This is a genomic window from Sphingomonas sp. 2378 (assembly GCF_038084995.1).
Lineage (GTDB): Bacteria > Pseudomonadota > Alphaproteobacteria > Sphingomonadales > Sphingomonadaceae > Sphingomonas.
Window position 1 is genome coordinate 13878 of sequence record NZ_JAXCMJ010000033.1, and the last position, 25043, is coordinate 38920.

At 64.9% G+C, this 25043-nt stretch carries 26 protein-coding genes; 13 read left to right on the forward strand and 13 right to left on the reverse strand.

Features of this window, described 5'->3' with window-relative positions:
* Positions 1–3 precede the first annotated feature (3 nt).
* The gene (locus tag SM191_RS14500) at positions 4–1107 is read right to left on the reverse strand and encodes an LLM class flavin-dependent oxidoreductase (protein WP_307002009.1); all 1104 of its coding nucleotides are present in this window, start codon (positions 1105–1107) and stop codon (positions 4–6) included.
* Between the two features lie 127 nt (positions 1108–1234).
* Here SM191_RS14500 and SM191_RS14505 point away from each other — a divergent pair, with 127 nt between their 5' ends.
* The 3 genes from SM191_RS14505 to SM191_RS14515 all read left to right on the forward strand — a co-directional run bounded on the left by SM191_RS14505 (position 1235) and on the right by SM191_RS14515 (position 4321).
* Positions 1235–1903: a TetR/AcrR family transcriptional regulator gene (locus SM191_RS14505; protein WP_341506826.1), complete on the forward strand. Its 669-nt coding sequence runs from the start codon at positions 1235–1237 to the stop codon at positions 1901–1903.
* Between the two features lie 91 nt (positions 1904–1994).
* Positions 1995–2624, forward strand: coding sequence for a gluconate 2-dehydrogenase subunit 3 family protein (locus tag SM191_RS14510; RefSeq protein ID WP_307003261.1), 630 nt, complete (start codon positions 1995–1997; stop codon positions 2622–2624).
* The gene (locus SM191_RS14515) at positions 2624–4321 is read left to right on the forward strand and encodes a GMC family oxidoreductase (RefSeq protein WP_341506827.1); all 1698 of its coding nucleotides are present in this window, start codon (positions 2624–2626) and stop codon (positions 4319–4321) included. Before SM191_RS14510 ends, SM191_RS14515 begins: the two co-directional genes overlap by 1 nt.
* Positions 4322–4622: 301 nt before the next feature.
* On the opposite strand, the gene SM191_RS14520 is transcribed toward SM191_RS14515, so the two are convergent.
* From SM191_RS14520 to SM191_RS14530, 3 genes are read right to left on the reverse strand one after another with little or no spacing between them, the layout of a single operon-like run.
* Positions 4623–4997 carry a C-glycoside deglycosidase beta subunit domain-containing protein gene (locus tag SM191_RS14520; protein WP_341506828.1) on the reverse strand — a complete coding sequence of 125 codons (375 nt, stop codon included), beginning with the start codon at positions 4995–4997 and terminating at the stop codon, positions 4623–4625.
* A 12-nt stretch (positions 4998–5009) separates the two neighbouring features.
* Entirely contained in the window at positions 5010–6020 is a 1011-nt protein-coding gene (locus SM191_RS14525; protein WP_341506848.1) for a sugar phosphate isomerase/epimerase family protein, read from the reverse strand.
* A gap of 23 nt (positions 6021–6043) precedes the next feature.
* Positions 6044–7276, reverse strand: a complete 1233-nt coding sequence (locus SM191_RS14530; RefSeq protein WP_341506829.1) for an MFS transporter — start codon at positions 7274–7276, stop codon at positions 6044–6046.
* 107 nt (positions 7277–7383) lie between these two features.
* On the opposite strand from SM191_RS14530, the gene SM191_RS14535 reads away from it, so the two are divergent.
* Positions 7384–8796, forward strand: a complete 1413-nt coding sequence (locus SM191_RS14535) for an MFS transporter (protein ID WP_341506830.1) — start codon at positions 7384–7386, stop codon at positions 8794–8796.
* 15 nt (positions 8797–8811) lie between these two features.
* On the opposite strand, the gene SM191_RS14540 is transcribed toward SM191_RS14535, so the two are convergent.
* From SM191_RS14540 to SM191_RS14580, 9 genes are all read right to left on the reverse strand, one after another.
* Entirely contained in the window at positions 8812–9735 is a 924-nt protein-coding gene (locus tag SM191_RS14540; protein WP_341506831.1) for a sugar phosphate isomerase/epimerase family protein, read from the reverse strand.
* A gap of 20 nt (positions 9736–9755) precedes the next feature.
* The gene (locus tag SM191_RS14545; protein WP_341506832.1) at positions 9756–10712 is read right to left on the reverse strand and encodes a sugar phosphate isomerase/epimerase family protein; all 957 of its coding nucleotides are present in this window, start codon (positions 10710–10712) and stop codon (positions 9756–9758) included.
* A gap of 56 nt (positions 10713–10768) precedes the next feature.
* Positions 10769–12070, reverse strand: a complete 1302-nt coding sequence (locus tag SM191_RS14550; RefSeq protein WP_341506833.1) for an MFS transporter — start codon at positions 12068–12070, stop codon at positions 10769–10771.
* Between the two features lie 39 nt (positions 12071–12109).
* Positions 12110–12883 (reverse strand): TIM barrel protein, encoded by a 774-nt coding sequence (locus tag SM191_RS14555; protein ID WP_341506834.1) that lies wholly within the window; start codon positions 12881–12883, stop codon positions 12110–12112.
* A gap of 200 nt (positions 12884–13083) precedes the next feature.
* A complete protein-coding gene (locus tag SM191_RS14560) occupies positions 13084–14286 on the reverse strand; it encodes an FAD-dependent monooxygenase (protein WP_341506835.1) in 1203 nt (400 codons plus the stop codon).
* An 18-nt stretch (positions 14287–14304) separates the two neighbouring features.
* Positions 14305–15090, reverse strand: a complete 786-nt coding sequence (locus SM191_RS14565) for an alpha/beta fold hydrolase (protein ID WP_341506836.1) — start codon at positions 15088–15090, stop codon at positions 14305–14307.
* A 29-nt stretch (positions 15091–15119) separates the two neighbouring features.
* A complete protein-coding gene (locus SM191_RS14570; protein WP_341506837.1) occupies positions 15120–15749 on the reverse strand; it encodes an OmpW/AlkL family protein in 630 nt (209 codons plus the stop codon).
* A gap of 226 nt (positions 15750–15975) precedes the next feature.
* Positions 15976–16914, reverse strand: coding sequence for a LysR family transcriptional regulator (locus tag SM191_RS14575; protein WP_341506838.1), 939 nt, complete (start codon positions 16912–16914; stop codon positions 15976–15978).
* A 44-nt stretch (positions 16915–16958) separates the two neighbouring features.
* Positions 16959–17885 carry a LysR family transcriptional regulator gene (locus tag SM191_RS14580; protein WP_341506839.1) on the reverse strand — a complete coding sequence of 309 codons (927 nt, stop codon included), beginning with the start codon at positions 17883–17885 and terminating at the stop codon, positions 16959–16961.
* A gap of 109 nt (positions 17886–17994) precedes the next feature.
* Between SM191_RS14580 and SM191_RS14585 the strand changes: the two genes are divergently transcribed.
* The 9 genes from SM191_RS14585 to SM191_RS14625 all read left to right on the forward strand — a co-directional run.
* On the forward strand, positions 17995–19152 hold the full coding sequence (locus SM191_RS14585; RefSeq protein WP_341506840.1) for a muconate/chloromuconate family cycloisomerase: 1158 nt from the start codon (positions 17995–17997) through the stop codon (positions 19150–19152).
* 3 nt (positions 19153–19155) lie between these two features.
* Entirely contained in the window at positions 19156–19446 is a 291-nt protein-coding gene (gene catC / locus SM191_RS14590; protein ID WP_341506841.1) for a muconolactone Delta-isomerase, read from the forward strand.
* A gap of 59 nt (positions 19447–19505) precedes the next feature.
* Positions 19506–20399, forward strand: a complete 894-nt coding sequence (locus SM191_RS14595) for a dioxygenase family protein (protein ID WP_341506842.1) — start codon at positions 19506–19508, stop codon at positions 20397–20399.
* A 17-nt stretch (positions 20400–20416) separates the two neighbouring features.
* The gene (locus tag SM191_RS14600) at positions 20417–21793 is read left to right on the forward strand and encodes a Rieske 2Fe-2S domain-containing protein (RefSeq protein ID WP_341506843.1); all 1377 of its coding nucleotides are present in this window, start codon (positions 20417–20419) and stop codon (positions 21791–21793) included.
* Positions 21790–22278, forward strand: coding sequence for a benzoate 1,2-dioxygenase small subunit (gene benB / locus SM191_RS14605; RefSeq protein WP_341506844.1), 489 nt, complete (start codon positions 21790–21792; stop codon positions 22276–22278). The genes SM191_RS14600 and benB overlap by 4 nt, the downstream gene beginning before the upstream one ends.
* A 23-nt stretch (positions 22279–22301) precedes the next feature.
* Positions 22302–23333 (forward strand): benzoate 1,2-dioxygenase electron transfer component BenC, encoded by a 1032-nt coding sequence (gene benC, locus SM191_RS14610; RefSeq protein WP_341506845.1) that lies wholly within the window; start codon positions 22302–22304, stop codon positions 23331–23333.
* Positions 23330–24106, forward strand: coding sequence for a benzoate diol dehydrogenase BenD (benD, locus tag SM191_RS14615; RefSeq protein ID WP_307002049.1), 777 nt, complete (start codon positions 23330–23332; stop codon positions 24104–24106). Before benC ends, benD begins: the two co-directional genes overlap by 4 nt.
* Positions 24107–24116: 10 nt before the next feature.
* Positions 24117–24830: a CoA transferase subunit A gene (locus tag SM191_RS14620; RefSeq protein WP_341506846.1), complete on the forward strand. Its 714-nt coding sequence runs from the start codon at positions 24117–24119 to the stop codon at positions 24828–24830.
* Positions 24827–25043, forward strand: a 217-nt coding sequence (locus SM191_RS14625) for a CoA-transferase (RefSeq protein WP_341506847.1), incomplete at its 3' end; no start/stop codon positions are given. The genes SM191_RS14620 and SM191_RS14625, both read left to right, overlap by 4 nt.

The following is a 25043-nucleotide window of genomic DNA, read 5'->3' on the forward strand; positions in this document are numbered from 1 at the left end:
GGATCAGGCCCTCCTGAACGCGGGCATGACCTTTTCCGACAGCAACCGCAGCGTCTGGTCGCCCAGGCGCAGCCGCTCGTCGGTCAGCGGCCCCGTGGTCGTGCCGCACAGGATATTGCCGATACCCAGTTCCTGATAGGGCTTGAGGTGCGCGATCACCGTTTCGGGCGAACCATAAAGGCACCAGGTTCCGATCCAGTCCTCGGTCAGCGCATTGGGCGTGCGGTCGGTCTTCCTGTTGGCGTCGTTCGACTCGGCGCGGGCGTTGAATTCGGCCTCACGCTCGATCGCGTCCTGATAGGCGCGCAGGATCGTCATCATCTCGTCGCGCGCCTGCTCGTCGCTGTCGGCGACATGGACAAGTTGATAGGTGTGGGTCGTCCAGTCGAGCGCGCGCGCGATCGTCTCGGCACTGTGCCCTGCCTGCTCCAGCATCGTCTTGTAGACGCCGAAATATTTGGCGACATGCTTCATCGGCTCGGTGCCGCCGATCTGCGGCGGGGTGAAGGCGGGGATGAAGGCGGGCCAGCCATTCTCAGCCGCGCGACGGGCGCTCGACTCCTTCATCGCCACCGGCATCAGCCGGGCATGCCCCTTGGTGTACGCGGCGGGCGCGATCCGCTGGAGCACACGCCCCTGGTGCGGGCCGTTGTCGATCTCGACCGCCGGATCGTCCATCGTCTTGGCCCAGAGCTGTTCGGCCAGCGCGAGGTTCTTTTCGGAGATGGCGCCCGCATCCCGGTAATCGACACCGAAGCCGATCATCTCCTCAGGCGTGGTCCCCGAGCCGACACCGACCAGCAGCTTGCCGTCGGTCAACTGGTCGAGGATGTTGATCCGCTCGACGAAGCGCACCGGATGATGCAGCGGCACCGAGGTGACCGAAAAGCCGAAGTGCATGTCCGGGAATTTCGCCGCGAGATAGGATGCGAACATATAGCTGTCGCTGGCGATCGGCATATAGCCGTTGAAATGATGGTCCGGCATGAACAGCGCATCGAAACCGAGCGCGGCGGCCCGTTCCGCATGGCCGGTCAGGCCATGGATCAAGGCGCGATCCTGCTCTGGCGCCATGGACCGTGCGTTGAGGAATACCGAGAAACGCATCCAACCTCTCCCTTTTATCACGCACGCATGGCGTGGCGCGTTGCCGCTTTGCTGCGGTTCGTCTAAAATGAAATTAGAACTGTAATTCTGATATGACGGCCACCCTGGGGCTGTCAATGGGGTGTCGATGGATATCGAAACGATCATGGCCAAGGCGCGCGCGCCGCAGCAGGGCCGCAGCAAGGCGAGCTTCGAGCGGATGCTGGCCACCGCCGAAGAGTTGATGACCCAGCGTGGTTCGGACGAGTTCACGCTGAACGAGGTCGCCAAGCACGGCAAAGTGTCGATCGGTTCGATCTATTGCCGCTTCGACAGCAAGGACGACCTCGTCCATGTCGTGCAGTTGCGCGTCCTGGAGCGGGTGGATGCGGACATGCTGGCGGCTATCGCTGCATTGAACGCACGAGGTGGCGATCTGATCGATATGGTGCATGATCTGGTGGAGTCGGTGGCCGAGGTGCTGCGCCGCTACGCCGACCTGATGCGCCCGCTGATGTTGCGCGCCAGTGCGGACCCGGTGATCGCGGCCATCGGCAAGCGCAGCTATGCCCGGACGAGCGAAGCGGTGATCGCCGCGCTGCTCACCAACCGCGACTCGATCCCTCATGCCGATCCAGAACACGCCGCCGATGCGGGATTCCGCATCCTCTATGCCGCGATCGCGCGCTATCTGGGTTTCGGTTCGTCGATCGATGCAGCGGGCGAAGGCGACTGGTCGGAGCTGAAGACCGATCTGGCCGACATGCTGGCCGCCTATCTGTCCACCAATCCCAAGGCGCGCGCGCCCCGCGCTTAGCGCTTGTCTCGTCGTCCAAATCGCCTTACTAGAATGGCAGTTCTAATTATAGCCGTCGATAAAGGCGGCATAGGCGAGGATGTGGCACGTGATGGCCGAAACGGGCTTGGCTCGACGCGAGATACTGGGAGGGGCGGCGCTGTTCGCCATGGTGGTGGGCATCCCCGCCGCTGCCGTCCGATGGACCGACACGGCGGATGTCGTCACCGACCGACAACGCGCGGTGCTACGCGACGCAAGCCACCGCGTCCTGCCCCGCACCACAACCCCCGGCGCGGGCGAGATCGGCGCGCATGATTTCGTCATCCTGGCGCTGGACCATGGCCTGGACGGCACCCGCGCCCCTGCGGCCGGAGCCGCCCTGCCCGTCACCCTGTCGCGTCATCAGCGCCGGGACGGCAGCCTGGACTATCTGGGCTGGCTGGAATGGCAACTGGATGCCGCGACGCATGGCGACTATCTGAACGCCGCGCCCGAAGCGCGCGAGGCAGCGGTCGCGGCGGTCGACAAGGCCGCCTTTGCCGAGGGGGGGCCGGACGCGGTCGAATCCCCCTGGCGCAAGCTGAAAGGCCTGATCCTCACCGCCTATTACACCTCCGAAGTCGGCGGCTCGCGCGAGTTGCAATATGAACTCGTCCCCGGTCGATGGGACGCCGACATCCCCTACACGCCCGGAAGCCGCGCCTGGTCGAGCGACTGGACCGCCGTGGAGTTCAGCTAATGGCACAAAATCCTGTTTTCGACGCGATCGTCGTGGGCTCGGGCATCACCGGCGGACTCGCCGCCAAGGAATTGACCGAGGCCGGGCTGAAGGTGCTGATGATCGAGCGCGGGCCGATGATCGAGCATGGCAGCGGCTATAGCCGGGAGACGCTGGCACCCTGGGATCTCGAGTTTCGCGGGGTCGGTGACGCCGAACTCTATGACAAGGACTATGCCGTCCAGCGCAAGAACCGGCACTTCACCGAGTTCACCCAGGACCATTTCGTCAACGACCGTGAAAACCCCTATACGACGGAAGGCGAGACCGAGTTCAACTGGTGGCGCAGCTATCAGCTCGGCGGGCGGTCGCTGACCTGGGGGCGGCAATGCTATCGGTGGTCGGACTATGACTTCGATGCCAATCGCCGCGATGGCCATGGCACCGACTGGCCGATCCGTTACGCCGATCTGGCCCCGTGGTACGACAAGGTCGAGGAGTTCATCGGCGTCGCGGGCATGGCGGAGGGGCTGCCGCAGCTTCCCGATGGGCGCTTCCTGCCGCCCATGGCGCTGAACGCCGTCGAGCAGCACACGCGCGAGGTGATCGGTCGGCAATGGCCGGGCCGTCGCCTGACCATCGGGCGTAACGCCAATCTGACCGAGGCCAAACCCGACCAGGGGCGGGCGGCGTGCCAATATCGTTCGATCTGCGCGCGCGGCTGCTCCTACGGCGCCTATTTCTCGACGCAGAGTTCGACGCTGCCCGCCGCGCAGAAGACCGGCAATCTGACGCTGGTCACCGACGCGGTGGTCGAGGCGGTCGAGCAGGACCCGGCGACCGGCCGCGCGACCGGCGTGCGCTTCATCAACACCAAGGACGGAACGCGCCAGCGTGCCCAGGCGCGGATCGTCTTCCTGAATGCCGGGTCGTTCAACAGCGTCGGCGTGCTGCTCCGCTCGGCGAACGAGGCCAATCCCCGCGGCCTGGCCAATTCCAGCGGTGTGCTGGGCACCCATATCATGGACCATGCCCAGACGGTCGCCGGGATCGCGATCATGCCGGGGTTCGAGAAGCACAGCTATTTCGGCAACCGCCCGACCGGGGTGGTCATCCCGCGCTTCCGCAACCTGGATACGATCGACGGCAAGGGGCACACACGCGGTTTCTCGTACCAGGGCGGGGCCTTCCGTGCCGCCTGGACGGCGGGCAAGCGCACCGCCGGTGTGGGCAAGGACTATAAGGACAGCCTGCGCGAACCCGGCATGTGGCGGATGGTGCTGGTTGCCTTTGCCGATTCCATGCCGCGCGCCAGCAACCGGATCACCCTGGACCCGACGATCCGGGACTCTGCGGGCCTCCCTGCCCTGCGCATCAACTTCGCACATGGGGCGGAGGAACATGCCGCACTGGCCGATGCCAAGGCGGAGGCCGCCGCGATGCTGACCGCCGCCGGTGGGCACGTCATCATGGGCATGGATACGCCCAATCCCGGCGGCTCCGCCATTCATGAAATGGGCGGCGCGCGCATGGGACACGATCCGAAGACCAGCGTGCTCAACAAATGGAGCCAAGCGCATGACGTGCCCAATCTTTTCGTCACCGACGGCGCACAAATGTCGTCCTCGGCCTGCCAGAATCCCTCGCTGACCTATATGGCGCTGACGGCGCGGGCCTGTGCCAATGCCGTATCGATGCTGAAGGAAGGCGCGATCTGACCGCGATTCCTCTGCCATGAAGCCTCAGGGGGCAGCCTCTTGCACACGGGCTGTCCCCTTCTTCCTGGATTCCTCTGCGAAAGTCGGAACATCGCCCAAGGACATGTCCCACCCCGGCGGAGGCCTGGGTCCAGTTGGGTAGCAATTAGAGTAACTTACAATCGTCCCGCAACGGAATCCCGGCTTTCGCCGGGATGGTGGAGCGGGAGTTTCGCAGAGGAATCTGCTTGGTACTGCCTGCCCATGAAAAGGGGCGGCTTCCCGTTCGGGAACCGCCCCATTCCTTGGCCAAGTATGCCGATCAGCGCAGCGTCAGCACCTTGGCGTCCCTGGTCGTCGGGACGAACGGAAGATAGGAAATCCGCATCGTCTCGGCCAGTTCGATCCGGTGCTCGCCGGGGGCGAGTCCACCCGCCCGCTTTACGCCCACCAGCGCCTTCTCGCCGAAATTCCAACGGTCACCATATTCGCTTTCCATCTCGTCCAGCGTCCAGGTCCGACCACGTAGCGACAGGGTGATATCCTCGCGCGGGACCGCTTCGCCGTCGATGCTGATCGCCACATTCTCGATCATCGACAGGCCGAGCCCCCGATAATAGGGCAGCCGCGCCTCGATGCTGAACCCGGTGTCGGTCGCCTTCAGGCTGTCTTCCACAATCATCTTGTTGTCGAACATCGGTCGTTTCCCTCAGGCGGCGAGTGTGTCGGTGGCGGGCGCGGCGATCAGTCGCTTCAGCATCGCCTGATGGCGGCGGACCTGCTCGACCGAGTCGACCTCGTGCGCATCCTCGATCCAGCGATTGCCCTCATATTCCGAGCAGATATAACCGTCGTAATTGCCGCGCTTCAGCACCGCGACGATGGCGTCATAGGGGATGCAGGGTTCGACCAGATCCTCGTCCATCTGATAGAATTTGCCGTGCACATTATGGATGCGGTGCATATAGTCGAGCATGCGCTTCGGCTCATACGCCGCATTGTGGCGCAGCGTTTCGGCCATGGCGATCGCGGGTCCGACCCCGCCCATCTCACGCACGTTCAGGATCACATATTCGCTGAGGACGCGGTCCTCATAAGCCTTGGTGATATAGTCGGCGATATGCGGCGGGACGCCATTGCGGATGAAGCGATCCTTCCACACGGGCGGGAATTTGGACAGGAACATGCCCATGTCGGGCAGGAAGCCCAGCGCATCGCTGCCCGACTTTTCAAAGGCCTCGGCATGGCGGACGATCCAGGGATGGTCGAAGTGCAGCGGCGCATGGACCTCGATCAGGATCTTGATGCCCCTTTCCTCGGCATGGGGGGCGGCCGCGACCAGTACCTCCGGGGCGATCGACACGAGCGCGCGGACATATCGGACACCCAGCCGCGCCCCGAAGTCGATGTCGTTCTTCACGCTGGCGACCTGTTCGTCGAAGGGCATTTCGCGGCCCTTGTAACGCTTATAGTCCAGCATGAAGTCGTGGCAGACCGGCACCGCGTCATATTTGCCGATCAGGTGATGCCACTCGGCGATCCTGTCCTCGGCGACGCCAGCCTCCGGCCAGCCCCAGAAGGTCTGCTCGCCGATTACCTCGATGCCGTTGGCGCCGAATTCGACGGAGGTGCGGATGCAATCCTCCAGCGTCATTTTGCCGAGGAAGGTCTCGTTCTGATAGCTGTAGAGGCTGACGCCTCGCTTGATCGTCATGATTATGGTCCTGAACAGAGAGGTTGGGATCAGGCCGCCGCCGCGACGGCGGCCGTGCCGCTGTCACGCCGCGACACCGCGATAAGGAAGGCCGCGACCGCGCCGACGACCCCGGCCGCGCCCATGATGAGGAACGCCGCCTGCATCGCACCCAGTTGGGTGCGGAACATCGACACCAGGAACGGACTGGAGAATTGCCCGAAGAAGAAGCAGGCGGTCCAGACACCCATACCGCGCCCCCGATGTTCAAAGGGCAATTTGGTCTGGGCCCAGGCGATCAGCGTCGGCACCGCCATGCCCGCCCCGGTCTGCTGAACGACAAGCCCGGCGATCATCCAACGCCAATCCGGCGCCAGCCCGATCGTCGCCAGCCCGCCGCCGATCAGCGCCAGGAAGATGCCGAGTTGCACCACCGGACGCGCACGCCCCGTGGCCCAGAAGATCGCGGAACCCAGCATCACGAACAGGCTGGGGATGAAGGTCAGCTTGCTCAGTTCCTGCGACGACTGGATACCGACCTCGCGAAACGCCATGCCGCCGTTGATGATGAAGACATAGTAGAGCGCCGAGGCGAACAGCGTCACGCCGCCGATCATGGCGACCGATGCCATCGGAAACGGCGTGCGGGCGGGGTCCTGGCCGATCCCCAGCATCTTGCGCGCGGTCGCATCGCTCTGCGGTTCGTAGAGGAATTTCACCGCCGCGATGAAGATCGGAAAGGCGACCAGATAGATCAGGAAGATGCCGTTCCAGCGCAGCCCCGTCAGGAAGCCCGATGCCAGGATCACCCCGCTGGCCAGGAACGGCCCGGCGAGCCCCTGCATCGTCAGCCAGTTGCGCCGCCCCTTCTCATCCCAATAATCGCCGATCAGCGTATTGAGCGTGGTCAGGATGACGGCCTCCGATACGCCCAGCAGCAGCCGCGAGGCGTAGATCGCGTCGAGGCTGTCGAGGAAAAAGGGCGCCGCGCCGAACACCGCATAGAGCAGGGTGGCGACCAGCATCAGCCTGCGCCGACCGAAGCGATCGACCAATATCCCTGCGAACAGCGCGACCACGGCGATGGTCAGCCCCGGTGCGGACACCATCGCCGGCACCTTCCACGATGCGGAAGGATCGGCCGAGAAATGGTCGATGATCGACGGCACCGCCGGAAACAGCGAGGCGATGGCCAGGATCGGCAGAAAGCCGGCGGTGATGACGGTAATGCCCTGACCGATGCCGGGTCGGCGCATCTCGGGGCTTTCTGGCGTGATGGCCATCGGCTTCTCTCCCAATCGATTCGCCGCTGCTACGGCTTAATTAGAACTTGCATTCTGATACGTGGTATCGCCATGACGTGCCACCCTGTCAAGCAAGGATCATCAAGGTGGCGACACGCGCGGTTTCGGATGGCTTGAGCGAGCGGCAAAGGGCGCTGGCGTTTGCCACCATCCTTCTCGCCTTCATCATGGACGTGGCCGATTCGACGATCGTCAACACCGCGCTGCCCGCGATCCAGCAGGGCCTCGGCGCCTCGGACCGGGCGATGCAATGGGTGGTCTCCGGCTATTTCCTCAGCTTTGCCGTGGTGCTTGTCGTGGGTGGGCGGCTGGGCGACCTGTTCGGTTATGCCCGGATGTTCACCATCGGCGTGACCGTCTTCTCGATCGCGTCGTCGGCCTGTGGACTGGCGTCGGATGCCACGACGCTCGCCATCGCGCGTCTGGCGCAGGGAGCGGCGGCGGCGATCATGGCGCCGCAAGGCGTGGCGCTGATCCAGCTTCTCTATTCCCCCAGCGAGCGGATCGGCCGGTTGGCGGCCTTTGGCGTGATCGGCGGACTGGCGGCGATCGGCGGGCCGATGCTCGGCGGCTTGCTCATTCAGCTCAACCCGCTCGGTCTCGGTTGGCGCAGCGTATTCCTGATCAACCTGCCCTTCGGCCTGCTCGCGCTGGTCGCGGGACGAATGCTGTTGCCGCCGGGCCGTTCGGGTCATGCCCTGCGCATCGACGCGCCGGGATCGTTGCTGTTGTTCGCCGCACTCGGCACGCTGCTGCTGCCGCTGATCGAAGGACGCAGTGCGGGATGGCCGTGGTGGATGGGGGTGCTGGTGCTGGCGAGTGCCGGTCTGTGGTGGGTGTTCTGGCGCTACGAACGGTCACGCCGCGCCAGGCTGGGGTCGGCGCTGATCGAACCATCGCTGTTCCGGGACCGCAGCTTTCGGATCGGACTGGCCGCGACGGGGGCCTTCGCGGTCGCCTCGGGTGGCTTCCTGCTGACCTTCAGCGTCACGCTGCAACAGGGGCTGGGATATAGCCCGTTCGATGTCGCGCTGCTGCACATGCCGTTCGGGCTGGGGGTGATGGCCGGGATCAGTCAGATCGGACGCAAGGCGCTTCCCGTCCATGGGCGTCGCGTGCCGATCATGGGCGCGATGCTGATGGCGCTGGGCTGTGCGGCGACCGGCCTGGCGGTGCATGTGGCGCTGCCGGGCGTCGTCATCGGCGCGCTGTTGCTGATGGCGGGGATCGGAATGGGTACGCTGAGCGGACCGCTGGGGCCGATCACCCTGTCGCGGGTCGATCGCAACCATGCCGGTGTCGCGGGCGCCATGCACAAGACGATGCAGCAGATCGGCGGTGCGATGGGCACCGCCCTCATCGCTACCATCTATTTCTCGATGACGGGTGACCACAGGCCACCCGTGACCGCCTTCCTGATCGCGACATTGGCGGTGGCGGCGGATCTGCTGGCCATCGCGCTTCTGCTGACCCGCCTGCCGGAACGGCTGTTCGATTGAGGGGCGCCCCTGCCCTCAATCGTAGATCGGCCGCAATTCCTTATCGAGATGATAGCGCGTCAGCGCCATGGACGCCAACAGGTCGGGCGACCCGTCATATTCGACCGACATCCAGCCCTTGAACTGGTGCTGCTTCAACAGGCGATAGAGTCCCTTCAGGTCCAGCTCGCCTAGGCCGGGTTCCCAGAACCAGCGCGTTCCGTCATCGGTGATCTCGGGGTCCTGAGCATAGCGCACGGCATCGGGCTGGCGAACCGATGCCGTATCCTTGAGGTGGAACGTGCTGATACGGTCGTGATAGTCGCTGTAGAAGGTCAGCAGGTCCTCCCCCATGATCGCGACCTGCGCCGTGTCGATGCAATAGTGGACCAGCTTCGGATCGGTGCTTTCGATGAATTCCCGGTGGTTCGGCAGATTGATGGCACAGAAGAACTCGTTGTGCAGACCGATCCTGACGCCGCGATCGGTTGCGTAGCGGCCGATCTCGTTGATCGTCCTGGCGCATTGCTGGACCGCTTCGCGCGACAGCGGGCCGTTCCCATAATAATTGTCGGTGGGACAGGTGTTCATATAGGTGCCACCGAAGCGGACGATCGTGTCCACGGCTTCCCGCCCGGCACGCACGGCCTCGTCGAAATGGTCGGCGGCGTGGGAGGCATGGGCCCCATGGAACATCCCGATGACCTCGACCCCGCGATCCTTGGCGAAGGCCGAGAATTCCTCGGGCGAGCCGAACAGCGGCAGGATGTCGGCCAAGTCCCAGGGCGCGATCTCGATACCGTCGAAACCGAGCGCCGACTGGTATTTCAGGATCGTATCCCAGTCGGAATAATAGGCGGTGTTCGTCCTGTCTTCATAATAGAAGTCGCGGAAGTTCTCGATCTGCCGATAGGGGATCGCCTTCCAATGGCTCATATTGGCGTAGCGGATATTGGGCATGGCTGGAATCTCCGTCCGGCTTAGTTCGGAAGCTGATTGAGGAAGGCGCGGATGCGTAGCAGGGCGCGGAACGGATCGCGGGTCTGACGGGCGCTGCAGACGACCGGTCCGTCATAGCCAAGGCGATCGAGAAGCTGGACGATACCGGTCAGGTCCACCGATCCGGTTCCGGGATCGCGAAAGACCTGGGTGGCGCGCTCGGCCGGAAATTCCGGGTTGGGGCTTTTCCAATTGTGGGTTGTGTCGACGAAGTCGGTATCGGTCAGGTGAACACAGCCGATCCGGCCGACATGCGCGGCGATGAAGTCGGCGGGCGCGATACCGGCGATGGTCAGCGTGGCCGTATCGACGTCGAGCTTCACGCTGTCCGGCAGCGCGCCTAGCAAGGTCAGAACGCGCTCGCCGCGGAACAGGCTCCAGAACTCGTTGCGGAGCACCAGATCGACGCCCGCCTCCGCGGCCTTGGCAGCCAGGCCACCCAGCAGTTCGGTTTCCCGCCCGACCACGTCATCCATACTGGATTCCAGATCGGGGTGATAATGCGCCATGCGTCCGTAATAGGCGGACGGGCTGATCGCGAAGTAATCCGCCCCCAGATCGGCGGCATGGGCCAGCGCCTCGCCTGCGAAATGGCCGCTGGCACCGAAGAAGAAACCCAGATTGTCGTTCCGCATGAACAGATTGGGATCGAAGGTCACGCCGGTCACCCGGTCTATGCCGCTCTGTCGCAGCACCTCGCGATAAGCCGTGGCGCTGCCATATTTGGTGTTGATGCAATATCGGTTCATCGGAACGCCGCTGCGCCCGCCGAACTGCCAGACCGGCTCATAGGGGATTTCGATCCCACGAAAGCCGCTCGCACGGATCAGCGGATACAGCTCTTCCCAGAAATATTTGCCTTCATACCGATTGCGGTTCGGCTCCTGATAGTGACGATTGATCAGATCCAGACTTATGGCGATCGCATCTTTGTTCATGGTGGCTTCCATCATATTGGGTGATCGCGTCGCGACGCGACATCGAATGGGGGAGTTCAGGGCCTGGGCCGCGCGATCCTGGGCCAGCAAAGGACGACCAGCGTCTGGATGATCAGCACCGCCACCGCACCACCGCTATAGGTCCAGCGGATCGCCTCGCGCGCCTCAGCCGTGACATGGCCCGGCGCATAGTGGAACGCGCCCAGCACATAGGCGAAACCGGCCGTACCCAGCGCCATGCCCAGCTTCGTGGACAGGCTGATGCCCGCCGACAAAAGCCCTTCGCGACGCGCTCCGAACCGGGCCTCGTGATAATTCACCGTCTCGGCGATCATCGCATAGGTCGAGGTGATGGTGATCGACGTCGCCAGGCAACCCGCGACATAGAGCCCCAGGAACAGCGGCACATGGTCCTGTACGAAGGGCAGCGCGCCGAAGAACAGCGCCGCGATCGCCAGCGCGGCCGCCGTGCCGTTGCGCAACCCCGTTCGCGCCAGAATCGCCGGCGCGACGAAGGCGGACAGGAGCAGCATCCCGGCGACCGCGGGCAGCATGACCGAGATCATCCAGGGGCGTCCCATCACGTCGATGGCGAAATATGCCGTGGCCGCCATCATCATGCCGAAACGCGCGAAATAAAGCAGGCAATGGAAGAAGACGACCAGCCACGCCCGGTTGCGCATCATCTCGCCGATCGCGGGCAGGATGGCGAAGCCGGGCTGGGCGTCATCCTCGTAACGCTCCTTGCAATTGCGGAAAAGCGCCAGCGTGCAGGCCAGCCCCACGACCGCGAACAGCACGGCCACAAGCGTGAAGCCGAGTCGTTGATCGCCCCCGCCCAGCACGCCGACCAACGGCATGACGGCGGCCGTCCCAAGGACCACGCCGGTCGCGGTCCCGATCGAACGCAACCCCGAAAGCCGCAGCCGCTCCTTGGCGTCCAGCGTCATCATCGGCATCAGCGCGGTATAGGGAATGGCCTGAAGCGACATGACGATGCCCAGCGCCTTGAACGTGACGAAGGCGTAGACGAGCTGAGCACCTTGGCTCCAGGCGGGCATCGAGAACACCGCGACCGTCAACAGCGCATAGGGTATCGCCGTGACGAGGAAATAGACGCGGGTACGCCCCCAGCGCGTGCGCGTCTTGTCGACCGCGATACCGACCAGAACGTCGATCACGGCATCCATCAACCGCGCGACCAGAAACACCGTGCCGACCGCTGCGGCGGGCAGGCCGATAATGTTCGTGTAATAGAACAGCAGGAAACCGCTGGCCATATTATAGGCCAGGCTGGTTCCCATGTCGCCGAAGCCGTAACTGACCCGCTCGACGAAGCCCAACTCACTTTTTTTCATGGCGATGACCCGTTCAGGACAGGGAGCAGAGAGTGGGCGTCAGTCGGCCAGCGCCTTTTGCGAAAGGGCGAGAGATTGCTCCATCGGCAGCGTCGGAAAATACTCCAGCCCGATGGCACCCGCATAGCCGAGGTCGCGCAGGGTCTGCCTTACCCTGCTCCAGTCTAGGCTTCCGGTCCCGGGTTCGTTGCGGTCGGGCATGTCGGCGACCTGAACATGGGCAACCAGATCGATACGCCCGGCCAGGACCTCGCGCATGTCCTCGCCCATCACCGCGCTATGCCAGACATCGTACAACAGCCGCAGGTTCGGACTGCCCACCGCCTCGACCAGATCCAGGCCTAGCGTGGTGCTGACCAGATACATGGTCGCGAAAAGCCGGGTGTTGAGCGGCTCGAGCAGAAGCATGACGCCTGCTTCCTCAGCCAGATCGGCGGCGGCGCGCAGGGCGGCCACGGCATTGTCGAAATGCTCCGCCTCGCTCATGCCGTCGACACGGAAGCCCGAGGCGACGATCAGCGCGGGCTTGCCGAGATCGGCGGTGGCCGAGATGGTTTCCCGAACGGCGGTGACCATCTCTTCACGTTCCGCAGGATCGACGATCGAACGGCGCGGATCGACGCACAGGCTGGTCAGGCGCATCCCGGTGTCGGAAAGGGCCGTCGCAAGCGCCTCGATCGGCTTGTCACGCCAAAGGTGGAATTCGGCCAGTTCGAACCCGGCCGCCTTGGCCGCGCGCAGACGCGCGTCGAGCGTACCGGCTTCGGCAAACTGCCATTCAATGCACGACGATAGTGGATAGACCGCAGACATAGGACCCTCTCCCATTCTACGGCCCCGTGGTGCGTTCGCACTCGTATGCCTGGCGGGTGAATCCCGCTATTTTGTTTCGTGACTAGTCGCGCATTTTTTCGAACGATTCAACCCGCGCATTCGCGGTATGGCATAGGACACATGGCGGGCACGCGCGTTGGATGGGCCGCACACAGGCTCCATGGGCCGGTCGTGCGAGATCAGGGGCTCACGAAACCGGCGCGGGAAATACCCGACAATCGCGCGGACGCATCGAATTTGTGGATCCAGCCATAGCGTTCAGGGAAGCGGTGCATGGCGCGATGCCGGGTCGCATCGGGCAGGCCGGCATCGGTATGGAGCGCACGATTGGCATCCCATGAGCTGCGCTGGATGAGGCGGGTGCGAAGGGCCCGCTCCTTCTGATAGGCGGCAAAGCGCGCATCGCGGTTGGACGACGTCAGACCGTCGAGCATCGTCGCCAAGGTAATGGCATCCTCGATCGTCGTATTCGCGCCCTGCCCGTGATGCGGCAGCATCGCATGGACGGCGTCGCCGATCAGGACGACCGGCCCGCGATGCCAGTGGCGAAGCGGCGGGGCGACGAACAGGCCCCAGCGCCGCTCGACATCCCCCGCCGCGACCATCTGGCGGACGGCCGGATGCCAGTCGGCAAAGGCCGCCACCGCCTCACCGGGCTCGATCGGCATCGTACCGCCGCGATCGGGCCAGGCGGTGGGACCCTCCACCACCGCGAAGAAATTGACGTGACCGCCATCGCTGCCGATCGCATAATGCAGCAGATGGGCGTCCTGACCGATCCAGAACTGGATGGCCTGGGGATCGGGCAAGGCATCCAGCCGCTCGACCGGCACGATGCCGCGAAACGCGCTGGTCCCGGAATAGCGCAGCGGCTGGCCGCCGACCCATTGCCGGGTGATGGAGCGAACGCCATCGGCACCCACCACGATATCGGCGGCGACGGGATCGCGCCCGGCGAAATGGAGCGACACCCCCTCGCCCATAGGCTCTATCCGCTCCAGCCGGTGGGACAGGTGGATATGCTCGGCCCCGACCGCGCGGCCCAGCGTCGTCTGCAGGTCGGCACGGTGGATGCCCAGATAGGGCGCGCCAAACCGATCGCGATAGGCACCGCCCTTGCGCACCGCATGGGACGCCAGGCGATCACCCGATCGGCCATCGCGGTAGATGAGTTCGGTCGGCTCGACACCCGTCCGCTGGAGCTGGTCGATCAGGCCCAGCCTCTGCAACTCACGGGTGGCATTGGCCGACAAGGCCACCGCCGCGCCGATCTCGCTCAGTTCCGCCGCCTGTTCGTACAGCGTCGCCTCGATCCCCCGCGCTCGAAGCGCCAGCGCGAGGGTAAGTCCGCCGATACCGGCACCAATGATCGCGATCTTCATGGATAGTCTCCGTCGTCCTTACGCGGCCGTCGCCGTCTGGCGATATTCGGCCGGTGCATCGGCAAAATCGGCGATCGCTTCGGTCAGCTGCTCGGGCATCGAATAATAGGGAGCATGGCTGGCCGGGAGCGACACGACCGTGACCGGGCCGGGGAACTCCTGCTGCATCTGCCGCTGCACCGCGATCGGAATCGCGACATCGTCCAGCGCCTCGATATAGAGGCGCGGGATCGCCAGCGCGGGGCCGTCCATTGGATTGGGCGTACCGAAGGGCACGGTCGTCTGGGTCTGGATGAATTGCTCGGCAGGCGGCATCCCTTCGCCGGGATAATCGCCCATGAAGACCTCGCGGAAACGCTCCAGCCGCGTGAAGTCCGCCTGCAGCCCGCGCCCCTCGTCGACCGGCTGGACCAGGTCCAGCGCATGCGGCGTGCCGCGATGGGGTTCACCCGGCATCACGAAGGTTTCCGGCGTCACGCCCGGCGCGGTCAGGAAGGCGGTGAGGTAGATCAGCCCAGCCACCTTGTCGGCATGGTGCTGCGCCAGCCACGAAATGGACGATCCGCCCATGCTGTGCCCGAGCAGGATCGACTGGCCCTCGGCCCGTGCCAGGATGTCGGCGACGGGGCGGGTGTAATGTTCCATGTCGACGACCGACAAATGGCCGCCATCGCCGGGTGTGTGACCGGTCAGATCAGGCGCGTGAACCCGGTAGCCCCGCGCTTCGAGAAGCGGAACGACCGCGTCGTAACAGGCGCCGCGGTTCCAGGCGCCGTGGATCAGGATGATATCGGTGACGGTCATGACATGTCTTCCTGTTCGAACCGAGGGGATCAGAAGCGATATTGCAGGCCGACCTGCGCGATGAGGGGATTGAGCTGGACGCGCGCCGTACCCGGCACGAGGCCGTTCGGCGTATCGAGCCGGAAGCGGGCGTTGGTGCTGGTCCAGACCTTGCTCACCGCACCGAACACCCCGATCCGCTCGTTGAGGGGCACGTCGATGCCGCCCGTGATCGCGGGGCCTAAAGTGCTGCTGGTGCGGAAGTCCTTCAGCACGCCGTCTTCGGTCTTGAAGATGATCGTCCAGTTCAGGCCGCCGCCGATATAGGGCCGCACCCCACCCGAACGCCCGAAGTGATAGCGCAAGGTGTAGAGGCCGGGACCATAGGTCACCTTGCCCAGCGTGCCCGCGCCCGCCAGCGTCCCCGATGCAGTCAGCGTGCTAGTCGGCGGCACGCCGACGGTTGCAGCGACCGACACGTTGGGGGTCAGGAAATAGCCGATGTCGAGGCTGATGCCGTTATTGTTCGAGGCGGTCGCGTTCGCGCCCGTCAGCGGTTGCCCTGCGAGCTTCACATCGGCCTTTTCGTCGAACATGATACGGGCCGCGCCGAGGCGGACATAGAAGCGCCGCTCCTTGCCGTCCGTCGACTGCTGGGCCTGCGCCAATGTCGGTAACATCAGGCACAATCCGGCGAGACCGGCGAACGCCGCGCCCTTTCGCGCTCCCGGCGCATATCTATATGGTATTGAAGCCATTTTGCGCTTCCCCTCCATCTGCCGTCGCGATCTGTCGTGCGACTTTTCCCGAAGCGATTTCGCTTTCGTGGGGGCAGAATGTCGGGACGCGTCACGCACGTCCAACACCAACTCCATATGATCGCCATACCCGAAAGGTTGGCCTAGCTCAGTCCGCCTCCCCCCGCTCGGTCATGCGCAGGATCGCGTCGGGGACCGGATAATCCCACGCGCCGTATCGCTCGCGGATCACCGCCGCCATGGCGTTCAGTTCGGGGGAGCGATCGTCCTTCCGGAAGCTCATGATGATCGGCGAGGCGACCGGCTCGACAAGCTGGCGATAACGGACGCCGTCGACGCGCGACCGGCGGACCGAGGCGGGGACGATGCAGAACCCCTCCCCCGCCGCGACCAGCCCGATCGCGATCTGTAACTCGCTGACCTCATGGGCGATCGCGGGGGTCAGCCCCAAGTCGCGGAAATGTCCGACCACCTGATCGGCATAGCTTGGTCGCGGCGCATTGGGATAGAGGATCAGCGGGTCGGTCGCCAATGACGCCAGCGACACCGGACCGCCCGCCGCCAGCGGGTGCATGGCCGGGAGCGCGACGATCAGCGGCTCTTCGCGCAGCACCACGCGCGCCACGGCGTCGTCCTCGAAGCGAATGCGCCCGAAGCCGACATCAATCCGCCCGTCCTTGAGCGCGGCGATCTGCGACAGGGTGCCCCCTTCGATCAGCGACAGATCGACCGACGGCATCGCCTCCCGATAGGCGCGGATGATCGCGGGCAGGCGCGAATAGATGGTGGAGGCGACGAAGCCGATCGCGAAGCGCCGCTTCTGCGAGACCACGGCTTTCGCGATCATCGCATCCATGTCGGCCATGCGCGCCAGGATGCTGACCGCCTGATCATAGACGAGGTGGCCGATCGGCGTCAGCCGCAGCGGCTTGGTGGAGCGGTCGATCAGGGTCGCGCCGACCCGTTCCTCGATCTGCTGGATCTGGCGGCTGAGCGGCGGTTGGGCGATGTGCAGACGCTCGGCGGCGCGGGTGAAATTGCCTTCCTGCGCGACGGTCACGAAGTAGCGCAGCTGCCTTATGTCCATCCTGTCGTCCTCTCCAGAGCCGGCATGTCGACGGCAACCGCATGCTATTCGTGATCCGCCAACAGCGCTTCGGGCACGCCATAGCCCCACTCGGTATATTTGCGGGCAATGATCCGCAGGAAAGCGCGCAGTTCGGGCGAGACGTCGCCGACCCGGTGGCTCATGATGATCGGCGAATGTGCAGGTTCGACCAGATCGAGATAGCGCACATCCTCGGTCCGCGCCTTGCGCACCGACTCCGGGACCACCGCCACGCCTTCTTCCGCCGCGACCAGGCCGATGGCGATCTGCAATTCGCGTGCCTCGACGATCAGGTTCGGGCTCAAGCCATTGTCGTGGAACAGCGAGAGGACCTGATCGGCATAGCTGGGCCGCGATGCGCTGGGGTAGAGAACCAGCTTTTCGCGCGTCAGGGCCGATAGCGACACCGGCGCGCCGTCCGGCCCCAGAGGGCTTCCCATCGGCACCGCCGCGACCAGCGATTCGCGACGAAGCACGGTGCGCCGGACCGCCGGATCGTCGAAACGGATACGGCCGAAACCGATATCGATCCGCCCTTCCTTCAACGCCGCGATCTGGTCCAGCGTCGGGCTTTCGACCAGTGTCAGCTCGACATCGGGCATCTCCGCCCGGAACTCGCGGATCAGGGCGGGCAGACGCGCATAGATGGTGGAGGCAACGAAACCGATGGTGAACCGACGCCGGTCGGTCGCGATCGCCGCGTCCATCATCGTCCGCATGTCGTCCACCCGCCTCAGCACCTGCACCGCCTGATCGTGGAACAACTGCCCCATGGGAGTCAGCGCGAGCGGACGGCTGGTCCGGTCGATCAGCGTCGCACCGACCTCCGCCTCCAGTTGCTGGATCGATCGGCTGAGCGGTGGCTGCGCCATATGCAGCCGCTCGGCCGCACGGTTGAAATTCCGCTCTGCGGCGACGGTGACGAAATAGCGAAGCTGACGCAGGTCCATACACTTATACTCTCCGAGTATCGCGAGAAGACCATAATGATCTTTGCGCGTCCAGAGCAGCAAGCATAGTTTTAAGAGGAATTCGGACGAAACTGGATAGGAAGAGGGCATGGCCACGATCGCCGAGGTCGATACCTATATCGTCGACATCCCGACGATCCGGCCGCACGTGCTCGCCATGGCGACCATGCAGCACCAGTCGATCGTGCTGGTCCGGCTCCGCGATGCGGACGGCGTCGAGGGGATCGGCGAAGGCACGACCATCGGCGGCCTCAGCTATGGCGAGGAGAGCCCCGAGGGCATCAAGCTCGCCATCGACACGTACATCGCCCCCGTCCTCAAAACCTGTGACGCGGCGCAGGTCGGGGCCGCGATGGCCAGGATCGGCAAGAGCGTGTTCGGCAACCATATCGCGAAATGCGCGGTGGAAACCGCGCTGCTCGACATGACGGGCAAGCGACTGGGCGTGCCTGTATCCGCACTGATCGGCGGTGGCGCGGTCCGGGATCGCCTGCCGGTCGCCTGGACGCTGGCGAGCGGCGACACGGCGCGCGACATCGAGGAAGCCGAACGGGTCCTCGCCGAGCGGCGGCACAACATCTTCAAGCTCAAGATCGGCAAGCGCGACGTGCGCGACGATGTCGCCCATGTCGCCGCGATCAAGCGCGCGGTCGGCGACCGGGGCAGCGTGCGCGTCGACGTCAACCAGAACTGGAGCGAGGCACAGGCCGATCTCGGCATGACGCTGCTCGAGGACGCAGGCGTCGATCTGGTCGAACAGCCGGTCGCCCGGCACGATCATGCCGCCATGGCCCGGCTCTCCGCCAAACATGTCGTGCCGCTGATGGCCGACGAAGCGCTGCACGGCCCCACCGACGCCTTCGCCATCGCGGCGTGCGGCGGTGCGCGGGTCTTCGCGGTCAAGATCGCCCAGTCCGGCGGCCTGATCCCGGCCCATGCGGTGGCGACGATCGCGCAGGCGGCCGGGGTCGGGCTGTATGGGGGCACGATGCTGGAGGGCGGGGTCGGAACGGCCGCGTCGGCGCATGTCTTCGCCACCCTGCCCTCGCTGGCCTGGGGAACCGAACTGTTCGGGCCATTGCTGTTGACCCAGGACATATTGGCCGAGCCGCTGCGCTATTCTGATTTTCACCTGAGCGTGCCGACTGGCCCCGGCCTCGGCATCGCGCTGGACGAGGATCGTGTCGCCTTCCACCGCCGCGACCGTCGCTCCCCTACCCTTCATGTCGTCGCGGGGAGAGGCTGAACCATGTTGTTCCAAGTCGAAATGGACGTCGATATCCCGCTCGGCTTTGACGTCGAGGAAGCCGCCCGACTGAAGGCCGCCGAGAAGGCGCGGTTCCAGGACCTGCAACGCGCGGGCACCTGGAGGCATATCTGGCGGGTGGTCGGACGCTACGCCAATGTCAGCATCTTCGATGTCGGCTCCAACGCCGAGCTGCACGACATCCTGATAAGCCTGCCGCTCTATCCCTTCATGACGATCCGGGTGACGGCTTTGTGCCGCCATCCCTCGTCGCTCCACGACGACGACCGCTGACGTTCCGAACGACAAGACCGCCGACGAGCGGCCAGACAGACAGAATATAGGAGAGTGTGATGGACACCAGCTTCGTGAAGACCCCCGCCATCCAAGACCTGCTCGACCGCGTCGCGGGCACGGCCTCCGACAAGGGCGATCCGCGCGTGAAGGCGATCGTGCGCGATCTGGTGGAGTCGCTGATGGTGCTGATCGTCAAGCACGACATCAGCGAGAACGAGGTCTGGGGCGCCGTCAACTTCCTTCAGCGTGGCGCTGGCGAGTTCGGGTTGTTGATGCCCGGCGTCGGCCTCGAACATTTCCTGGACCTCTACATGGACGCCAAGGATGCCGAGGCGGGCAAGAGCGGTGGCACGCCCCGCACCATCGAGGGACCGCTCTATGTCGAAGGTGCGCCGCTGGTCGACAACGACGCCAATCTGACCGACGATCCCGACGATACCAGCACGCTCTACATGGCAGGACGGGTCATGGGGCCGGACGGCGAGCCGGTGAAGAACGCGATCCTGCATGTCTGGCATGCGAATTCGAAGGGCTTCTACTCGCACTTCGACCCGACCCATGACCAGACGCCGTTCAACAACCGCCGCCGCATCCGGCTCGGCGACGATGGCCGCTATGCATTCCATTCCAAGATGCCGAACGGCTATAGCGTACCGCCCGGCGGTGCCTCCGACCAGTTGATGCAGGTGCTCGGCCGCCATGGCAACCGCCCCGCCCATGTCCATTTCTTCATCGAGGCGCCGGGCTATCGCCAGCTGACCACGCAGATCAATTTCGGCGACGATCCCTTCGCCGCCGACGACTTCGCCTTCGGCACCCGCGAGGGGCTGCTGCCGGTACCCAACCGGCAGGGCGACACTGCGCACATCGCCTTCGACTTCCAGGTGCAGCGCGCCGACGATGCCGAGGAGGAAGCCTTCTCCCACCGCGCCCGCCTGGCCGTCGCCTGATCCCGGGAGGACATGCCATGACCGACCTTCGCGAACGCCTGGCTACCGCCGTGGTCGACGATCCCGCCACCGGAGCCTTTCGGTGCCGCCGGGACATCTTCACCGATCCCGACCTGTTCGAACTGGAGATGCAGCACATCTTCGAGGGTAACTGGGTCTATCTGGCGCATGAGAGCCAGATCCCGGAGAACAACGACTATTTCACCACCCATATCGGTCGCCAGCCGATCATCATCACCCGCGACAAGACCGGCACGCTGAACGCGGTCATCAACGCCTGCGCGCATCGCGGCGCGATGCTGTGCCGTCGCAAGCATGGCAACAAGGGCAGCTTCACCTGCCAGTTCCACGGCTGGACCTTCAGCAATGCGGGCAAGCTGCTGAAGGTCAAGGACGGCAAGACCGGCGATTATCCCGCCGGGTTCAATACCGAGGGGTCGCACGACCTGACCCGCGTCGCCCGGTTCGAGAATTATCGCGGCTTCCTGTTCGGCAGCCTCAGCGCCGATGTGCCGCCGCTGGAGGACTGGCTCGGCTCGACCCGCCTGATCATCGACCAGATGGTCGACCAGGCCCCCGAAGGGCTGGAGGTGCTGCGCGGCAACTCCTCCTATATCTATGACGGCAACTGGAAGCTGCAGATCGAAAATGGTGCCGATGGCTATCATGTCAGCGCGGTCCACTGGAACTATGCCGCGACCACCGGCCGCCGCAAGGAGGACTCGATCAAGGCGGTCGACCCCGATGGCTGGTCGAAGAGCGTCGGCGGCGTCTATGCGTTCGAGCATGGCCATATCCTGCTCTGGACACGGCTGCTCAATCCCGAGGTCCGCCCGATCTATGCGCATCGCGAGGCGCTGGCGGCGCGGGTCGGCGAGAAACGCGCGACCCTGATCGTCGATCAGACCCGCAATCTTTGCCTCTATCCCAATGTCTATCTGATGGACCAGTTCTCGACCCAGATCCGCGTCGTCCGCCCGATCGCCGTCGATCGCACCGAAGTGACCATCTATTGCTTCGCACCCAGGGGCGAGAGCGACGCCGACCGGGCGCTGCGCATCCGGCAATATGAGGATTTCTTCAACGTCAGCGGCATGGGTACGCCAGACGACCTGGAGGAATTCCGCTCCTGCCAGACAGCCTATGAAGGCGCGGGCAAGTTGTGGAACGACCTGAGCCGCGGGGCGACCCACTGGATCGCCGGGCCGGACGACAATGCCCGCGCGCTGGGTCTCGAACCGCTGCTCAGCGGCGGGCGCAGCGAGGACGAGGGGTTGTTCGTCCGCCAGCATGAATATTGGGCGCGCACGCTGATCGCCGCCCTCGACCGCCAAGGCGGCGGGGACGGCGGCGTCAGCCTGAGGCCGGTCGACCGGCTGGAGGTGGCGGCATGAGCCTGACCTACGACGGGCTTCTCGCCTTCCTCTACCGGGAGGCGCGCCTGCTCGACGACCGGCAATGGGACGAGTGGCTGGCCTGCTATGCCCCGCACGCGGTCTTCTGGATGCCCGCCTGGGACGATGACGACATGCTCGTCGAGGACCCGCAGCGCGAGATATCGCTCATCTATTATCCCGATCGCGACGGACTGGAGGACCGGGTCTTCCGCATCAAGACCGAGCGGTCGGGGGCCAGCATGCCCGAACCGCGCACCAATCACGCCGTCTCGAATGTCGAGATACTGAGCGAAGCCGACGGGCAGATGCAGGTGCGGTTCAACTGGCACACGCTGAGCCACCGCTACAACGAGACGCTGAGCTTCTTCGGCACGTCCTTCTACACGATCGACGTGACGGGGGCGCAGCCGCTCATCACCCACAAGAAGGTCGTGCTGAAGAACGACTATATCCGCCAGGTGATCGACGTCTATCACGTCTGACGCCCGGCCCCGGAGAGGATATCATGGGCCATCGTATCGCACTGAATTTCGAGGATGGGGCGACGCGCTTCATCACCTGCGACCCTGGCGAGACCGTGCTGGACGCCGCGTTCCGCCAGAAGATCAACCTGCCGATGGACTGTTCGGACGGCGTGTGCGGCACCTGCAAGTGCCGCTGCGAGCAGGGCGATTACGATTTGGGCGACGATTATATCGACGACGCACTGACCGCCGACGAGGCGGAAGAACGACTGGTCCTGACCTGCCAGATGCGCGTCTCGTCCGATTGCGTCATCGCAGTGCCGGTCCCCTCCACCGCCTGCAAGGTGAAACCCGCCGTGCATGAAGGCGAGGTGGCGGCAGTGGACCTGGTATCCGACAGCACGATCCGCCTCATCCTGCGGCTGGACGATCCGGCCGCCCTTGGCTTCCTGCCCGGCCAATATGTGAACCTGGCGGTGCCCGGCACGGACCAGCACCGCGCCTATTCCTTCAGTTCCAAACCCGGCGCGGCGGAGGCCAGTTTCCTGATCCGCAACATGCCGGGCGGGCTGATGAGCGGATGGCTGACATCGATGGCCAGGCCCGGTGCGCGCATGCGCTTCGTGGGACCGCAGGGCAGCTTCTTCCTGCGGGCGGTCGACCGGCCGACGATCCTGCTGGCGGGCGGCACCGGGCTCGCCCCGATCCTGTCGATGCTGGAGGTGCTGGCCGACACCGGCACGGACCAGTCGCTCCACCTGATCTATGGCGTGACCCGGGACGGCGACATGGTCGAGATCGCACGGATCGAGGCACTGGCGGCGCGACTCCCCTCGCTGAGCTGGACCATGTGCGTCGCCGATCCACAGAGCGCGCATCCGCTGAAGGGCTATGTCACCGATCACCTGACCGATGCGCATCTGAACGCAGGCGATTGCGACATCTATCTGTGCGGGCCACCGCCGATGGTCGAGGCGGTGCGTGTCTTCCTGCGCGACAAGGGCGTCGAGCCCCGACATTTCCATTACGAGAAATTCGCGCCCAGCGAAGCACCGGTTGCGGTGGCGGCATGACCTTCGTCGGACGCTTTCGCGACAAGGTGATGGTGGTGACGGGGGCCGCCCAGGGCATCGGGCGCGGCGTCGCACTGCGCGCCGCCGCCGAGGGCGCCGCCGTCCTGCTGGTCGACCGCGCCGACTTCGTCGCCGATGTGGCGCAGGAAGCGGGCGGGACGGCCGGGTTCTTCGTCTGCGATCTCGAAACCCATGACGGCGCAAAGGCCGCAATGGAGGCGGCGGTGACGGCCTTTGGCCGGATCGACATCCTAGTCAACAATGTCGGCGGCGCGATCCGGATGCGCCCTTTCGCCGCGTTCGAGCCCGAGCAGATCGAGGCGGAAATCCGCCGTTCGTTAATGCCGACGCTCTGGGGCTGTCACGCCGTCCTGCCGGTCATGCTGCGCCAGGGCGGCGGCACGATCGTCAACGTGTCCTCCAACGCGACACGCGGCATCCGGCGCGTTCCTTATTCAGCGGCGAAGGGCGGGATCAACGCCCTCACCCAAAGCTTGGCGATGGAATATGGCGACCAGGGCATCCGCGTCGTCGCGACCGCGCCCGGCGGCACACAGGCCCCGCCGCGCACCGTCCCGCGCAACCCGGATGGCGACGACGCCCGCGAACAGGCCTGGATGGCCGAGGCGGTGGAGCAGGTCACCACCTCCACCTTCCTGGGGCGCTATGCCACGCTCGACGAGCAGATCGCGCCCATTCTCTTCCTCGCCTCGGACGAGGCTTCCTACATCACCGGCTCGGTCCTTCCCGTGGCCGGTGGCGACCTCGGCTGACTGGAGCGATATGAAAAGCAAGATTTATCCCTCCCCCGCCGCAGCGCTCGACGGGCTGCTGTTCGACGGGATGACGATCATGTCGGGCGGCTTCGGCCTGTCGGGCAATCCCGAAAGCCTGATCCCGGAGTTGCGGGCGAGCGGGGTGAAGGGGCTGACCGTCATCTCCAACAATGCGGGAGCGGACGGCTTCGGTCTGTGGATGCTGCTGGAGAGCCGCCAGGTCCGTAGGATGATCTCCAGCTATGTCGGCGAAAACAAGCTGTTCGAGCAACAATATCTGTCGGGCGAACTGGAATTGGAACTGAACCCGCAAGGGACGCTGGCCGAGCGCATCCGGGCGGGCGGCGCGGGCATCCCGGCCTTCTACACCAAGACCGGCGTCGGCACCGTGGTCGCGGAGGGCAAGCCGGTCGAGACGTTCGAGGGGCAGGATTATGTCCGCGAAACCTGGCTGCGCGCCGACCTGTCGATCATCAAGGCGTGGAAGGCCGATCCCGCGGGCAATCTGCTGTTCCGCAAGACCGCGCGCAACTTCAACCCGAACATGGCTACCGCGGGCAAGGTGACGGTGGTGGAGGTCGAGGAGATCGTCGCAGCCGGGGAGATCGACCCGGATTGCGTCCACACGCCCGGCATCTTCGTCGATCGGATCGTGCGCTCGACGATCAACGAGAAGCGGATCGAGAAACTGACCACCCGCGCGCGGGAGGATGCGGCATGAGCTGGACCCGCGACGAAATGGCGGCACGCGCCGCGCGCGAGCTTCGGGACGGCTTCTACGTCAATCTGGGCATCGGCATTCCGACCCTGGTCGCCAACCATGTGCCCGAGGGCGTCGACGTGACCTTGCAGTCCGAAAACGGCCTGCTCGGCATCGGGCCCTTCCCCCATGAGGGGGAGGCGGACCCCGACCTCATCAATGCGGGCAAGCAGA

What these genes read in the sequence shown, in the direction of transcription:
- SM191_RS14500 (WP_307002009.1), bottom strand. Translation starts at nt 1,107, where the DNA reads ATGCGTTTCTCGGTATTCCTCAACGCACGGTCCATGGCGCCAGAGCAG.
- SM191_RS14505 (WP_341506826.1), top strand. Translation starts at nt 1,235, where the DNA reads ATGGATATCGAAACGATCATGGCCAAGGCGCGCGCGCCGCAGCAGGGC.
- SM191_RS14510 (WP_307003261.1), top strand. Translation starts at nt 1,995, where the DNA reads ATGGCCGAAACGGGCTTGGCTCGACGCGAGATACTGGGAGGGGCGGCG.
- SM191_RS14515 (WP_341506827.1), top strand. Translation starts at nt 2,624, where the DNA reads ATGGCACAAAATCCTGTTTTCGACGCGATCGTCGTGGGCTCGGGCATC.
- SM191_RS14520 (WP_341506828.1), bottom strand. Translation starts at nt 4,997, where the DNA reads ATGTTCGACAACAAGATGATTGTGGAAGACAGCCTGAAGGCGACCGAC.
- SM191_RS14530 (WP_341506829.1), bottom strand. Translation starts at nt 7,276, where the DNA reads ATGGCCATCACGCCAGAAAGCCCCGAGATGCGCCGACCCGGCATCGGT.
- SM191_RS14540 (WP_341506831.1), bottom strand. Translation starts at nt 9,735, where the DNA reads ATGCCCAATATCCGCTACGCCAATATGAGCCATTGGAAGGCGATCCCC.
- SM191_RS14545 (WP_341506832.1), bottom strand. Translation starts at nt 10,712, where the DNA reads ATGAACAAAGATGCGATCGCCATAAGTCTGGATCTGATCAATCGTCAC.
- SM191_RS14550 (WP_341506833.1), bottom strand. Translation starts at nt 12,070, where the DNA reads ATGAAAAAAAGTGAGTTGGGCTTCGTCGAGCGGGTCAGTTACGGCTTC.
- SM191_RS14555 (WP_341506834.1), bottom strand. Translation starts at nt 12,883, where the DNA reads ATGTCTGCGGTCTATCCACTATCGTCGTGCATTGAATGGCAGTTTGCC.
- SM191_RS14560 (WP_341506835.1), bottom strand. Translation starts at nt 14,286, where the DNA reads ATGAAGATCGCGATCATTGGTGCCGGTATCGGCGGACTTACCCTCGCG.
- SM191_RS14565 (WP_341506836.1), bottom strand. Translation starts at nt 15,090, where the DNA reads ATGACCGTCACCGATATCATCCTGATCCACGGCGCCTGGAACCGCGGC.
- SM191_RS14570 (WP_341506837.1), bottom strand. Translation starts at nt 15,749, where the DNA reads ATGTTACCGACATTGGCGCAGGCCCAGCAGTCGACGGACGGCAAGGAG.
- SM191_RS14575 (WP_341506838.1), bottom strand. Translation starts at nt 16,914, where the DNA reads ATGGACATAAGGCAGCTGCGCTACTTCGTGACCGTCGCGCAGGAAGGC.
- SM191_RS14580 (WP_341506839.1), bottom strand. Translation starts at nt 17,885, where the DNA reads ATGGACCTGCGTCAGCTTCGCTATTTCGTCACCGTCGCCGCAGAGCGG.
- SM191_RS14585 (WP_341506840.1), top strand. Translation starts at nt 17,995, where the DNA reads ATGGCCACGATCGCCGAGGTCGATACCTATATCGTCGACATCCCGACG.
- catC (WP_341506841.1), top strand. Translation starts at nt 19,156, where the DNA reads ATGTTGTTCCAAGTCGAAATGGACGTCGATATCCCGCTCGGCTTTGAC.
- SM191_RS14595 (WP_341506842.1), top strand. Translation starts at nt 19,506, where the DNA reads ATGGACACCAGCTTCGTGAAGACCCCCGCCATCCAAGACCTGCTCGAC.
- SM191_RS14600 (WP_341506843.1), top strand. Translation starts at nt 20,417, where the DNA reads ATGACCGACCTTCGCGAACGCCTGGCTACCGCCGTGGTCGACGATCCC.
- benB (WP_341506844.1), top strand. Translation starts at nt 21,790, where the DNA reads ATGAGCCTGACCTACGACGGGCTTCTCGCCTTCCTCTACCGGGAGGCG.
- benC (WP_341506845.1), top strand. Translation starts at nt 22,302, where the DNA reads ATGGGCCATCGTATCGCACTGAATTTCGAGGATGGGGCGACGCGCTTC.
- benD (WP_307002049.1), top strand. Translation starts at nt 23,330, where the DNA reads ATGACCTTCGTCGGACGCTTTCGCGACAAGGTGATGGTGGTGACGGGG.
- SM191_RS14620 (WP_341506846.1), top strand. Translation starts at nt 24,117, where the DNA reads ATGAAAAGCAAGATTTATCCCTCCCCCGCCGCAGCGCTCGACGGGCTG.